This window comes from Primorskyibacter aestuariivivens, from assembly GCF_028023675.1.
GTDB lineage: Bacteria > Pseudomonadota > Alphaproteobacteria > Rhodobacterales > Rhodobacteraceae > Marinovum > Marinovum aestuariivivens.
On record NZ_JAQIOZ010000025.1, the window covers coordinates 1 to 11,241 of the forward strand.

The following is an 11,241-nucleotide window of genomic DNA, read 5'->3' on the forward strand; positions in this document are numbered from 1 at the left end:
CCAAATCAATGCCGATGATTGTAACCTCGTTCATGGATACCTCCTCCATTCTGGTGCTTTGAACGTCACCATATTGGCACATCGCGATGCCGTTGCGGGGTGAGGTATCCACACCATCAGTAGATGATGATTGCCGCGAGCTGATTGGGGCCCGCCATGTGGTAGTGCTGGCCCTCGGCGGTGCGATCCCTGATTTCACCCTGGCGCCCGATGCGCAGGGCGTTTTTCAAGGCGTGGTGTGCCTCGCCCTTGTTCAACCCGACCTGAGCCCGACGCTGCATGTCGGCGTCGAGTAACCACTCGATGATGAACAGCGTGCGCTCGATGCGGCCGATTTCTCGGAGCGCCACGGCCAGTTCATGCTGGCGGGGACAGAGTGTTTATCTTACGGGACATTGACCTCTGGGCAAATGAGCCTGTTTTAACTTTTGACTTCCCACATTCCGGCAAACCCACCGAAAACGCCAGCATCCAATCCATCAGATTATCATGCGCAATATATATGCGTATGATTGACGCGCATTTTCTCGAGTGATATCCTCGCTTCAGGAGGCTTGGCCTATGAATTCTCAACCACGAAAACCTACAAACCTGTCTATGGATATCGCTTTGCTCACAGAAGCCAAGGCGCTGAAGGTGAACTTGTCTCGCGCAGCAGAAGAGGGGGTTCGACATGCAGTTGCAGCCGCCAAAGCAGAGCAATGGAAAGCTGAGAATGCCGCCGCCCTTCGGAGCTCCAACTCCTACGTTGAGAAGCATGGCCTGCCGCTTGATGAGTTCCGCCAGTTCTGATGGCCAAGTATGACGTGTTTCCCAATCCATCAGGAGACGGCTTTCTGTTGGACGTGCAAACCGATCTACTAAGCGATTTGAATACGCGTGTTGTTGTACCGTTGCTGCCAAGTTCCCGTTCGCCGAAACCTGCGACGAGGCTAAATCCGACCTTCGTGATAAGCGGGGAACCTGTCGTCATGGTAACGCAGTTCATGGCTGCAGTCCCGGCAGGGATTCTCAAGTCCTCGGTCGGAAAGCTTGATGAGGATTTTGAAAAAATCACAATAGCCGTCGACATGCTTATGCAAGGCTTTTGACCCAATAACGACAAGCATCCGACGTCCCTCGTCGAGCAAGATCACCTTTCTCAGTGTAAGGCATTGCTTAGCTCGGCGACAGGATAAAGCGTATGTGGGGTCCATTGCGGGAGGGCATCGCCAACTTGTTTGTAGTCTCGTGGCTGTCTAAACGTTTCTGATGAGTACTCCATCCACCATGCCCCGCCTGAAAGGTTACCGCTTGTCGCGTTGCCCTTAAATCTGAGACGAGACGCTTTCGGCATCGAGTTTTGCCCTTAATTGCGAGATTCGGCTGTCATGGGGCCTTTGCTTCTCGCCCGCCTTTGTGCAATGTGACCAACTGCGGCAAGCAGACGTGGCACCGCAGCCCTACGCTCCTCCTCAGCACCGAAGGCAACCGAGTCTTCGCCATCATTTTCCATCGACATTTGCAGCACAAGTCTTTGACCCCTGTCTCAGGTTTAAGGGCAAAAATATCGGAATTAAGGGCAAAATCTCATATTTAAGGGCAAAGCACTGCCGTTGATTTCCTTGAATTTCCCATCTCACAATTAAGGGCTACGCGACATCATCTTTGACTACCTGATAGCAAGAGCAGATACGATCAAACACCCTGACGCCTATTTTGAAAGGGTCCTACGCACACAACTTGCTCCCACATGAACTTCTTGACCGCGGTCAAGAACCACCGTGATAGGGAAAGGAGTGTTGGTTTGAGGGTGACCGGAAGTGAGATCGGAAGAGTGGCTTCCGACGCCCGTCGTGGAGAATATCTGATGACCAAAGCTGCCCAGATAATCACCCTGTCCCGGTCCCTCGATATCCCTTTCGACAAACTGATGTTGAGGCAGTCCAACGTGCGGCGTATCAAGGCCGGCGTGTCCGTCGAGGACCTGGCCGAAGACATCGCTCGCCGCAGCCTCATGCAGAGCCTGAGCGTGCGGCCCGTGTTGGCTGACGATGGTACCGAGACCGGCAAGTTCGAGATCCCAACCGGGGGCCGCCGGTTCCTAGCATTGTCCTTGCTGGTGAAGCAGAAGCGGTTGGCGAAGACCACGCCCATTTCCTGCATCGTGCGGGGTTCGAGATTCTGGCCGAGGACGATTGCCTTGCGGAAAACATGCAGCGCGTCACTCTGCACCCGTTCTACCAGTTCCGCGCGTTTGTGTCTCTGCCTGACAAGGGTCAGACCGATGCTGCATGACCTCTTCCAGGGCGATGGCGACAGTTCGCTCGAGGACCCTGCCTTGCTCGATCGGCTGGTGACGGAAAAACTCCAGGCCGAGGCTGAGACGGTTGCGGTTGAGGGCTGGAAGTGGATCGAGGTCGCAGTCGACCTGCCCTACGGCTACAGCCACGGCATGCGGTCCTTGTCCTGCGATCCGGCACCTATGACGGATGAAGAGGAAGCGGTTCATACCAAACGGCTCTCCGAGTATCAGGCGCTGGAAGAAGAACACGCGGGACAGGATGAGACCCCCGCCGAGATTGATAAGCGGCTTCGCGTGTCGGAAGCGGAGATGGAAAAGATCGAGGCCCTGCCGTTAGTCTTCAATCCGACAGACATCAGGCGGGCAGGGGCGTTCGTCACGCTCGATCGCTACGGCGCGCTGGCAGTCTATCGCGGCTACGACCATCTGACCTCGGCCGAGTCCATCGAGAACGGCATCACCGCCAATGTGTACATCTACGCTGAGACCGTGCAGCGGTTCGGATGACACATGGGAGGGCTCAACCCATCTCTTGCAGAATATCCGGAATTTATGTATATTCTGCACGAATGGAGACCCAGATCATGCAAGAGCTTCCCGAGTTCAAGGCGGCCGACCTAACGCGGCACACCAGTGACCTGTTCGACGCGGCCATTCGGTCGCCGATTGCGATCACCAAGCACCGCAAGCCTAAATTCGTGCTGATGAGCATGGATCAGTATCAGCAACTCACCCGGGGGGCTACGCAGCAGGCTCATATGGTTGACGAGATGCCCGAGGATCTCAAGGCGCTGATGATAGAAGGACTCGAGCGGGACTTGACGCAGTCTGATGACTAAGCCGAGTGCTGGAGAGGTTTTCCGCTATCCGTTCTTGTGGAAACGCGAACAGATGGCCGGTGAGACCGAGGGCCGCAAGACGCGGCCTGTTTGTATCGCCGTCACTGTCGCCAAGTCCGATAGCGAGACCGTGGTGTTCATCCTGCCGATCACCACGCAGCCGCCCTTGCCATCGCGCAAGTTCATCGAGGTGCCCCAGATCGAGTCGCAGCGCGTGGGGTTGGAAACCCATGTTCGCAAATGGGTCATGCTGGACGAGATCAACACCGATATTCTGGAGCGGTCCTATGTCTGGGAGGACCGCACGCCCATCGGCACATTCAGCTCAGTCTTCACATCCAAAATCCAGTCCAGCCTGATCGCGCTTGCCAGGTCGGGCGGGGCATCCGTTGTCGATCGGCTGAAGTAATCTCGATCACCGCAGGGTCTGCCCAGCTTCACTTGTTCCCGTCGATCCACTTCGACATCAGCCCCTTGTCGCGGAAACACTCATCCGGGACGGCGCGGCGTTTGATCCGGGCGAGGCGCTCGGCGAAGGCGACCTGTTTGGACGAGGGCAGGCTGTCCAGCGCTGTCGAGGGTGTGAGCTTGGCTTGTGCGTCGATCCAGGCGCTCAGCGACCGCCGATCTTGCTGAACCTCCCACGGCAGAAGCGTCTGGTTGCGCAGGGCCAGCGCGCGCGCATAGGCGATCTGCTTTGGCGTCGCGGGCAGGGCGTAAGTGGTGCTTTCCATGGGGGATCTCCCTTCTTAGCGTGGTTCTTAAAATAGAACATAACAGGAACAAAATCAAGCCACCTCCGGAAATCATGGGGTTTGAGAAGAAGAGGAGGGCCGGGGAGGGTCAGGCCTGAGGGTGTCGGAGAGAGGGTGCCCGAAAGAGGGTTGAACCGGCCTGATCCTGTTCCTCATCGGGGTCTGATGCCGGAAAGTGCAGGATCCTAGGTTCTCATGAGCTTCGCATTTAACATTCTCCGGCATCAGATCCCTAAAGAGTGAAAGTGTTCTTTGGGTTTTGTGACTGACGGATGAGGGCCTTTGGGGTCCCTCAGATGGGTCCGGGCCGGATTCCGGTCTGCCGTTCCTGATGAAGGGCATTCCCATGCAAATAGGTGTCTTGCGCGTGTTGCGCGCGAACGCTGCCTCGTGGTGGCGACACAAGGGACTACGCCGAACCGGCCAGACGGGGCAGGCACAACGGCTCGAGCGCGAGACCGTCCTGTGTGATCTCGGGTATTTGAAGCAGGCCGCGTCATTGCCAAACGCGCATGTGATCTGCGGAGAGGGCGGGACATTCATCCACCTCGGCTGGACCACCGTGTCGAGTTTCGCGCCGATCGAGCGCTTTCCCTTGGCCACTCTTGCGGTCTCACGTGGCACCCCGTTCATCGATATCCGACCCGTCACCGATGTCATCGCCTTCGCGAACCTGCCGCGTGTGGCGCGGGACGGATCGGTCGACCCTGACTCTTCGGGTCCCGGCAAGTCCGTGTCGCTGACCACCTACATCGACATGGTCGAAGCCCTCGGTGCCAGGATCGCCAACGATCCGCGCCCCTGTCGGTCAATCTGATCCCCATTCCCTCTCACCAAAACTCGAAAGGAGGCCAGCCATGGCCCGATCCCGCACGCCCAAATTCGATGCCTCCGAGGTCATCACAAACGAAATCATCCGCATCATCGAGCGCGGCGTCCTGCCGTGGCGCAAGCCCTGGACCGCAGGGGGCAGCTCTCGTCCCCTGCGCGTGGGCGGAGAACCCTACCAGGGGGTGAACAACTTCCTGCTGACAATGCGGACCGTGATGGCGGGCCACAGCTCTCCCTTCTGGATGACGTTGCCGCAGGCCAATGCGTTGGACGCAAAGGTCCGCAAGGGCGAGAAATCCTCTGTCGTCGTCTATTACGGTCAAAGCCGGAATGACGCGGGCGGCGAGGACGACCGCAGCGATGGCGATGATCGCTCCGAGGAAGCCCATATCTTCCGCTTCCAGAAATCCTATCGCGTGTTCAACGCCTGCCAGATCGAGGGCTTGCCCGACAGTTTCTACCCTGACCCGGAGCCCGTGCCCGAGCATCCGCCGTCCGAGCCCATCCCGCACATGCAGGCGTTTTTCGATGCCATCGACATCACGACCGTCTTCACAGGAACGGAAGCGTACTACCTGCCGCCCGTGGACAAGGTTTACATGCCGTCCATCACGCGGTTCCAGGACCCGCGCAATTTCTACGGGGTCTGGGCCCATGAGCTGGCCCATGCCACGAAGGCCCCCCATCGACTGAACCGTGATTTCGGGTTCTCGAAGTTCGGCAACACGTCCTATGCGCGCGAAGAGATCGTCGCGGAATTGACCTCGGTGTTCCTGGGTCAGACGCTCGGCTTCACGGCGCATACGCTCGAGATGAATGCCGCCTACCTCCACAACTGGTTGCGCGTTCTGCGCTCGGACAAGGGCGCGATCTTCCGGCACGCCGCGGACGCGCAGCGCGCCTGCGACTATCTGATCGCCAGATCGGAGACGGGCAGGGCAGGGCGCAGTGCCGAGGCCGCCTGACCACACGGAGAACGGAGACGCCCATGTCACGCAAGGAACCCAAGACGCTGCGGGTGGCCTGCTTCGCTGACGGCCGCCGCAAGATCATCACCTTCAAGCGCAGTGCCTATTGGTGGAGCGCGTCCGAGGGTGCCTATCCACTCTCGGCAGCGCTCGAGACCATCAAGGAACAGGGCGGCTGGATCGAAACCATCCCCAACCCGAATTACAGAGCCAGAGGGCTGTTCGGGTAGGGCACCTTCTGCTTCGGTCCTTCCGCCAAGCAGAAAAGTGAAAGCGGGCTTTGGGAAGGGTGTTTCAACTTCTCAAAGGACAGACCCATGACCTCCGTAGCACAGCCTCTGACAGACCGCCCAGACCCCGCCGTAATCGCCGATCAGAACGATGCCTTCCGCAAGCTCGCCTGCCTCGGGATAGCGCCAGAGGCGCCCATCCAAGGCCGCATGCATGTCACCCGCTCGCTCATGGAGCCCGGTGACGGCTTCATGGCAGAGGCGGTGAAGGCAACCGGTGAGTTTGCCACATTCGAGCCCGAGAATGACCCCGAGGGATGGCACGATTTCGGGGCGGTCGAGGTCCGCGGCGAGACCGTGTTCTGGAAAATCGATCTCTATGAGGCGGACTCCGATTTCCGCTACGGGGCCGAGACCCCGGACAACCCTGCAACAACGATGCGCGTGCTGACCATCATGATGTCGCGCGACTGGTAGGGGAGGGGACACCCCTACTGACAGCCCAGACGATGAAGGCCCGCTGCCCCTAAAAAGGCAAAGCGGGCCTTCTGTCGTTTTGATCTCCGAACCCGGGGATTGGTCACGCGCGAGCGCGGGCCGGACCATACCCATCGAAAAGGATATCCCATGACCGCAAGCTTCAAACCCGTTTCTGTCGCCATCGGCGACCTTGTCGCCCATCCCGCCAACGTGCGCAGCAACTCCCCGGAAACCTATGACCCCGAGAACATCGCGCATCTGAAAGCCAGCATCGCTGTTCTGGGCCTGCTCCAGCCTCTCCTGGTCCAGAAGATCGACGGCAAATATGCCGTGTTGGCCGGCGGCCGCCGCCATGCCGCCCTGAAGGAACTGGCTGCGGACAAGAGCGAGAAGGGTTTCACCGCGAAAACCAAGGTCGACTGCCGCCTTGTCCCTGACGACTGCGACGTCACCACGGCGTTGTCGCTCGCCGAGAACATCACCCAGGCACCGATGAATGCCATCGACGAGTTCGAGGCCTTCGCTCGGATGATGGAGGTCGACGGCCAGACGCCCGAGACGATCGCAAAGACCTTCGGCACCACGGTGGCGGCCGTGAAAGGCCGGTTGCGCTATGGCCTGATCCACCCCGACATCCGCGCCGCGGCTCGGGGCAAGGTGATCACGCTCGACACGATGAAAGCCTTCGCCGAGCACCCGAGCCAAGAGGCGCAGCGTGAGGTCTACGAGGCGCTCACGAAAGACGGCGGCTTTCTGCAGGCCTATACCGTTCGACAGGCGCTCAAATCCCGCGGGGTGCAGGTCAGCGATGATATCGGGGCTTTCGTGCGCGCGGACTACGAGGCGCGTGGCGGCGCAGTCGCGGCTGACCTTCTGGAAGAGCATTCCGTGCTCGAGGATGCGGCGCTGGTCGAGACCATCCTGCTCGAAAAGCTCGGTGCCGCTGCCGAAGAGGCCCGCATAAAGCTGGGCTTTGCCTGGGCCGATGCGATGGTCCGCTATGATTACGCGACCATGGCCGACTACGGCCGCGTCTATCCCGGCCCGATCGAGCCTGATGAGGCTGCGCAAAAGCGCATCGATGAGATCACCGCCGAACTCGAGAAACTGCAGCTCGAGATGGAGGATGAGGGGCTCGAGGACGGTGCCTACAACGCGCTTTACGAGCGCGTGGACGCCTTGGAAGAGGAAGCGCGCGATCTGCAGGAGGCCTACAGCGCCGAGGACCTAGCGCGGTCTGGGGTAATCGCGTCGTGGCAGGGTGGGCAGATCACGCTCCATGTTGGTCTCGTCCGCCCCGAGGACACCGTCAAAGAGGAGGGCGCGCGCGGCTCCTCGGCTAGCCCGACCGGGGAGGAGGCCCCGGACCCGGACGAAATCACCTATCCAGCCTCACTGGCTGAGGACCTCAAGACCGAGCGAGCCATGGCGCTTGGGGCCGCGATGGCGCTGCATCCGGAAGCCACGCTCGATCTGACGCTCTTCAAGCTGGTCAGTGACGTTCTGGCCAGCGGCATGAGTGTCACGCAGGCGATCAAGATCGATGCCCGCAAGGAATACCGCAGCCATGCCAAGATGGACGAGATCGACGAGACCTCGCTCGAGCAGGTGGCGGCGGTGCATGATGCACTTGATCTCTCCTGGCTCGATGACGCCCGCGCGCCCGCCGATCAGTTCGCGGCGTTTCGCGCGCTCGATGCAGGGGAGAAGGCCAAGCTCGTGGCCTATGCCACGGCCAGCACCACGCAGTCCTGCTTCGCGCGGGACCGCCAGCGCGACAGCCTGATGCATGCGTTCGAGATCGAGATCATGCCCGACATCCGCGCGTATTGGACGCCGAACGCGGCGCTCTTCAACCGCTTCAAGAAGGCCTGGCTCCTGAAGATCCTCGGCGAGGATCTGGGTCTCGCCCAGGAGGCGGTGACGCTCGCCTCGTCGAGCAAGAAAGAGATCGTCGCCTTCTGCGACAAGCTCTTCGCCGAACCCTTCGCCACGCTCACGGACGCGCAGCGCGCTGCCGTGGCCGCCTGGTGCCCGCCGATGATGCAGACCGCCGGTGTCGCCTTTGATGAGGCGGAACCCACTGCGGAAACCCCCGAGCCTGACAGCGACATCGCGCAAGCGGCCTGATGCATCACGTGACCCGCGCGCGGACCATGACACCCGCGCGGGTCGACACTCCCACAACCAACGGAAAGACATCCCCATGGCTATTCTCAAGTTCTCTGCCTCCGCTGTTGCGGCGCAGATCGCCCATGCGCGCGCCTGCAAAACCTTCCTGCCCAACTGGAACGGGCCCGTGGACAGGCCCGCCCTGATCCTGATCGTCGGCAATGGTGTGCATCTGCGCTCAAACGGCATCGATGGCACGACAACCCGCATCGTCACGACCGAGCAGGCCGATCCCTCCTTCGCCTTCGCCGACGGCATGAACCCGTTTCGGGACACCGACTGGATGGCGCAGCGCCGCATGGCGTTTCGCGATCTGACCGGCCAGTTCTACACCGACATCCTGGATGACGTGCAGGTGCTCATCGACCGGGGGCGGGGGGCCATCCGGCTCGCCACCGATGGCCACAGCATCCGCGTCTTCGTGCGCCGGGCTTCGGACTATCTCATCGGCGGGACCTACGAGGTGCCCTCGGGCCTCGGCGGCACCTTCCGGGTCATTCTCAAGGATGCCTGCGACACCTTCGCGATCGTGCAGAACTGCGGCAATTGCGAGGATTTCGACGCCATGCAGCCCTACCGCGTGCCGCTCGATGCGCTGATGGAAATCGATGACCGGAGGGCGGCGTGATGGGATGGCTTTTCTACACCGACGGCCGCGTCAAATCCTACGCGGACGAGAAAGTGGAGATTGCCCGGCTCTGCACCTTTGAGGGCGACACGCGCAAAACCGAACTGGTCAAAGCCTGCAAGGTCGGCTCCACCTGGTATGCGGCGGCAAGGGTCACCAATCTCGACGGCACCCCTGTCGAGGACGCGACCTATATGACCGATCCTGATGGCTCCATCACTTTCGGGGCTGTCTTCCTCACCCGATACGATGACGGCTGCTGGGGCTACAAGGACATGGAGGAAAGCGCTGGCCCGAACGAGTCTCGTGCTCCCCTTGGGCTGATCGAGCTCCTCTCCGACCTGAAAGACCCGGACAGCTACGCCCAGGACTGGGCTGCGATCCCGGACTACGAGGAAGGCGACAAGATCAGGCTCGCCACGCCCGTGACGCTCACCGATGGCAGCACCTGCCAGATCGTCACTGCGACCCACTACAGGCGGGGGCGGCAAAAGCGCCGCTGCTACCGCATCGAGGAAACCGGTGGGCTCGTACGCCTGTCGAAGGCTTCGCTTGCGGGCTCGGAGCTGCTCAGCTCCGCGAAAGGTGCTGCCAGTCCTGTGCTGGCGGAGTATCTCGCGGGGCGAGAATAGGTGCTGGGCCGAACCGTTGATCGACCTGCCGGCGACAGCAGATGCTGCGGCTTGTCTTGACAAGGCAATGCAAATGCATTACCTATCGCGGGCAGCAAAGACCCCCATTCTTTCAGGAGACTGCCATGACAGCGCTCGCACAAGATGTCTCGAAACTCACGGATCGGTATCAGACGACCGTGCCGGCGGGTGTGCGCAAACAGCTCAAGCTGGGCAAGGGCGACCAGATTCGTTACTGCACCGAGCCGAGTGGCAGGGTCTATATCGAGCCCGTGCGCAGCGACGAGGAAGATCCCGTGCTCGGAGCCTTTCTCGATTTTGTCGAGGCCGATATCAAGGCGCATCCGGACCGCATTCGGGCGTTCGATGGGGCTTTGCATGACCGTCTTGCAGCACTGGTCGGAGACGTTGACGTCGATCTCGATGCGCCGCTATCGCTCGAGGATGAATGAGCGGCGATAGCGTGCCCGCCCAAGCACCCCTCGTCGTAAACGGATGGTCGATTTATGCGCATCCGCTCTTTCTGGATCAGCTCGAAGGGCTGATCGAGGAGGTTGAAGCGCGTAAGGCACGCGATCCAAAGACCTGGCGCAAGAAAAACCCCACGAAACGGCTGGCAGCCATCTTCAAGCTGGTCACCGAGGCCATACCGGCGGACCCGGGTGCCGCCGCCTACCGGCAAGGCGGCACGCTCGGCGATCACCGCAAGCACTGGTTCCGGGCGAAATTCTTCCAGCAGTATCGGCTGTTCTATCGGTTCAACAGCGATGCGAAGGTCATCGTGGTGGCCTGGGTGAACGACGACAAGACCCTCCGCGCCTACGGCAGCAAGACGGATGCCTATGCGACGTTCAAGGGGATGCTGGAAGATGGCAATCCACCGGACAATTTCGACGCGCTCTTGAAAGAAGCAGCGGCGGCGGACAAGCGGTTCGAGACGTCTCTTGAAGCGGCACCCGATCGGTAAGTGGGCCAGCTTGCTGTGACCCTTTAGCATTATCGTTTACGACGCCCCGCTGGAAGATGTAGCTCGGCTGATAATAGGGTCGGAGAAAGCACAATGATTGAGGCGGAAAAGGATAGGCAGCACCTCGGGCTAGAGGAGCAATGCGCGCCTGACCTGACGGGGCACCATTTCCCAATTGCTGTGCACGTTGCAGACATGCCCGATGACCTCGGCAAGCTGCTGGATATCGGGCTCGAGGAGCATTTCCGTGGCGGTTGATGTCAATTCGTATGACGCGTGGTTTCGCGCGAAGGTGCAGGCCGCGCTGGAGGAGGAATGCACGGGAACATCTCAAGTTCAGGTGATGCAGGCCGCACAGGCATTGATTGATGCGAAACGGGAGGTCGAACCCAAGTCCTGACCAAGCCTTGGAGGTCAGCGCGGTCTGACCCCGTCACCCTGAAAAGCGCAAGCGG

16 protein-coding genes and 2 pseudogenes are annotated in these 11,241 nt (G+C 60.4%); 16 read left to right on the top strand and 2 right to left on the bottom strand.

The window, feature by feature from the left end; translation table 11 throughout:
- Nucleotides 1-119: 119 nt before the first annotated feature.
- A pseudogene (locus PGB28_RS19560) lies at nt 120-371 on the bottom strand (Tn3 family transposase); the annotation flags it as partial.
- Between the two features lie 226 nt (nt 372-597).
- Between PGB28_RS19560 and PGB28_RS19565 the strand changes: the two are divergent.
- The 5 genes and pseudogenes from PGB28_RS19565 (at nt 598) to PGB28_RS19585 (ending at nt 3,532) form a co-directional block, all read left to right on the top strand.
- Nucleotides 598-792, top strand: a complete 195-nt coding sequence (locus PGB28_RS19565; protein WP_271423223.1) for a type II toxin-antitoxin system CcdA family antitoxin — start codon at nt 598-600, stop codon at nt 790-792.
- Nucleotides 792-1,091 (top strand): CcdB family protein, encoded by a 300-nt coding sequence (locus PGB28_RS19570; RefSeq protein ID WP_271423224.1) that lies wholly within the window; start codon nt 792-794, stop codon nt 1,089-1,091. Before PGB28_RS19565 ends, PGB28_RS19570 begins: the two co-directional genes overlap by 1 nt.
- A 758-nt stretch (nt 1,092-1,849) precedes the next feature.
- Nucleotides 1,850-2,704: pseudogene (locus tag PGB28_RS19575) on the top strand (ParB/Srx family N-terminal domain-containing protein); the annotation flags it as partial.
- A 149-nt stretch (nt 2,705-2,853) separates the two neighbouring features.
- Nucleotides 2,854-3,123 carry a type II toxin-antitoxin system prevent-host-death family antitoxin gene (locus PGB28_RS19580; protein ID WP_099913506.1) on the top strand — a complete coding sequence of 90 codons (270 nt, stop codon included), beginning with the start codon at nt 2,854-2,856 and terminating at the stop codon, nt 3,121-3,123.
- Nucleotides 3,116-3,532 carry a hypothetical protein gene (locus PGB28_RS19585; RefSeq protein WP_231017891.1) on the top strand — a complete coding sequence of 139 codons (417 nt, stop codon included), beginning with the start codon at nt 3,116-3,118 and terminating at the stop codon, nt 3,530-3,532. Before PGB28_RS19580 ends, PGB28_RS19585 begins: the two co-directional genes overlap by 8 nt.
- A gap of 28 nt (nt 3,533-3,560) precedes the next feature.
- Here PGB28_RS19585 and PGB28_RS19590 read toward each other — a convergent pair whose 3' ends face one another.
- Complete coding sequence (locus PGB28_RS19590; protein WP_271423225.1) at nt 3,561-3,857, bottom strand: hypothetical protein; 297 nt, start codon at nt 3,855-3,857, stop codon at nt 3,561-3,563.
- Nucleotides 3,858-4,224: 367 nt separating this feature from the next.
- On the opposite strand from PGB28_RS19590, the gene PGB28_RS19595 reads away from it, so the two are divergent.
- The 11 genes from PGB28_RS19595 to PGB28_RS19645 all read left to right on the top strand — a co-directional run bounded on the left by PGB28_RS19595 (nt 4,225) and on the right by PGB28_RS19645 (nt 11,186).
- Nucleotides 4,225-4,695 carry a hypothetical protein gene (locus PGB28_RS19595; protein WP_271423226.1) on the top strand — a complete coding sequence of 157 codons (471 nt, stop codon included), beginning with the start codon at nt 4,225-4,227 and terminating at the stop codon, nt 4,693-4,695.
- A 40-nt stretch (nt 4,696-4,735) separates the two neighbouring features.
- Complete coding sequence (locus tag PGB28_RS19600) at nt 4,736-5,674, top strand: ArdC family protein (RefSeq protein ID WP_271423227.1); 939 nt, start codon at nt 4,736-4,738, stop codon at nt 5,672-5,674.
- A 23-nt stretch (nt 5,675-5,697) separates the two neighbouring features.
- Nucleotides 5,698-5,907, top strand: coding sequence for a DUF6330 family protein (locus tag PGB28_RS19605; RefSeq protein WP_271423228.1), 210 nt, complete (start codon nt 5,698-5,700; stop codon nt 5,905-5,907).
- 87 nt (nt 5,908-5,994) lie between these two features.
- A complete protein-coding gene (locus tag PGB28_RS19610; protein ID WP_271423229.1) occupies nt 5,995-6,384 on the top strand; it encodes a DUF3768 domain-containing protein in 390 nt (129 codons plus the stop codon).
- Between the two features lie 150 nt (nt 6,385-6,534).
- The gene (locus PGB28_RS19615; RefSeq protein WP_271423230.1) at nt 6,535-8,517 is read left to right on the top strand and encodes a ParB/RepB/Spo0J family partition protein; all 1,983 of its coding nucleotides are present in this window, start codon (nt 6,535-6,537) and stop codon (nt 8,515-8,517) included.
- Nucleotides 8,518-8,593: 76 nt separating this feature from the next.
- Entirely contained in the window at nt 8,594-9,187 is a 594-nt protein-coding gene (locus tag PGB28_RS19620) for a hypothetical protein (protein ID WP_025042408.1), read from the top strand.
- The gene (locus PGB28_RS19625; RefSeq protein ID WP_271423264.1) at nt 9,187-9,819 is read left to right on the top strand and encodes a DUF6927 domain-containing protein; all 633 of its coding nucleotides are present in this window, start codon (nt 9,187-9,189) and stop codon (nt 9,817-9,819) included. The genes PGB28_RS19620 and PGB28_RS19625 overlap by 1 nt, the downstream gene beginning before the upstream one ends.
- Before the next feature lie 125 nt (nt 9,820-9,944).
- Nucleotides 9,945-10,271, top strand: coding sequence for a type II toxin-antitoxin system PrlF family antitoxin (locus tag PGB28_RS19630; RefSeq protein WP_005668772.1), 327 nt, complete (start codon nt 9,945-9,947; stop codon nt 10,269-10,271).
- Nucleotides 10,268-10,786: a type II toxin-antitoxin system YhaV family toxin gene (locus PGB28_RS19635; RefSeq protein ID WP_271423231.1), complete on the top strand. Its 519-nt coding sequence runs from the start codon at nt 10,268-10,270 to the stop codon at nt 10,784-10,786. Before PGB28_RS19630 ends, PGB28_RS19635 begins: the two co-directional genes overlap by 4 nt.
- A 93-nt stretch (nt 10,787-10,879) precedes the next feature.
- Complete coding sequence (locus tag PGB28_RS19640; protein WP_271423232.1) at nt 10,880-11,044, top strand: hypothetical protein; 165 nt, start codon at nt 10,880-10,882, stop codon at nt 11,042-11,044.
- Nucleotides 11,034-11,186: an antitoxin PaaA2 family protein gene (locus PGB28_RS19645; protein WP_248411066.1), complete on the top strand. Its 153-nt coding sequence runs from the start codon at nt 11,034-11,036 to the stop codon at nt 11,184-11,186. Before PGB28_RS19640 ends, PGB28_RS19645 begins: the two co-directional genes overlap by 11 nt.
- Nucleotides 11,187-11,241: the final 55 nt, after the last annotated feature.

Coding starts and splice junctions, on each gene's coding strand:
- PGB28_RS19565 (WP_271423223.1), top strand. CDS start 598: ATGGATATCGCTTTGCTCACAGAAGCCAAGGCGCTGAAGGTGAACTTG.
- PGB28_RS19570 (WP_271423224.1), top strand. CDS start 792: ATGGCCAAGTATGACGTGTTTCCCAATCCATCAGGAGACGGCTTTCTG.
- PGB28_RS19580 (WP_099913506.1), top strand. CDS start 2,854: ATGGAGACCCAGATCATGCAAGAGCTTCCCGAGTTCAAGGCGGCCGAC.
- PGB28_RS19585 (WP_231017891.1), top strand. CDS start 3,116: ATGACTAAGCCGAGTGCTGGAGAGGTTTTCCGCTATCCGTTCTTGTGG.
- PGB28_RS19590 (WP_271423225.1), bottom strand. CDS start 3,857: ATGGAAAGCACCACTTACGCCCTGCCCGCGACGCCAAAGCAGATCGCC.
- PGB28_RS19595 (WP_271423226.1), top strand. CDS start 4,225: ATGCAAATAGGTGTCTTGCGCGTGTTGCGCGCGAACGCTGCCTCGTGG.
- PGB28_RS19600 (WP_271423227.1), top strand. CDS start 4,736: ATGGCCCGATCCCGCACGCCCAAATTCGATGCCTCCGAGGTCATCACA.
- PGB28_RS19605 (WP_271423228.1), top strand. CDS start 5,698: ATGTCACGCAAGGAACCCAAGACGCTGCGGGTGGCCTGCTTCGCTGAC.
- PGB28_RS19610 (WP_271423229.1), top strand. CDS start 5,995: ATGACCTCCGTAGCACAGCCTCTGACAGACCGCCCAGACCCCGCCGTA.
- PGB28_RS19615 (WP_271423230.1), top strand. CDS start 6,535: ATGACCGCAAGCTTCAAACCCGTTTCTGTCGCCATCGGCGACCTTGTC.
- PGB28_RS19620 (WP_025042408.1), top strand. CDS start 8,594: ATGGCTATTCTCAAGTTCTCTGCCTCCGCTGTTGCGGCGCAGATCGCC.
- PGB28_RS19625 (WP_271423264.1), top strand. CDS start 9,187: ATGGGATGGCTTTTCTACACCGACGGCCGCGTCAAATCCTACGCGGAC.
- PGB28_RS19630 (WP_005668772.1), top strand. CDS start 9,945: ATGACAGCGCTCGCACAAGATGTCTCGAAACTCACGGATCGGTATCAG.
- PGB28_RS19635 (WP_271423231.1), top strand. CDS start 10,268: ATGAGCGGCGATAGCGTGCCCGCCCAAGCACCCCTCGTCGTAAACGGA.
- PGB28_RS19640 (WP_271423232.1), top strand. CDS start 10,880: ATGATTGAGGCGGAAAAGGATAGGCAGCACCTCGGGCTAGAGGAGCAA.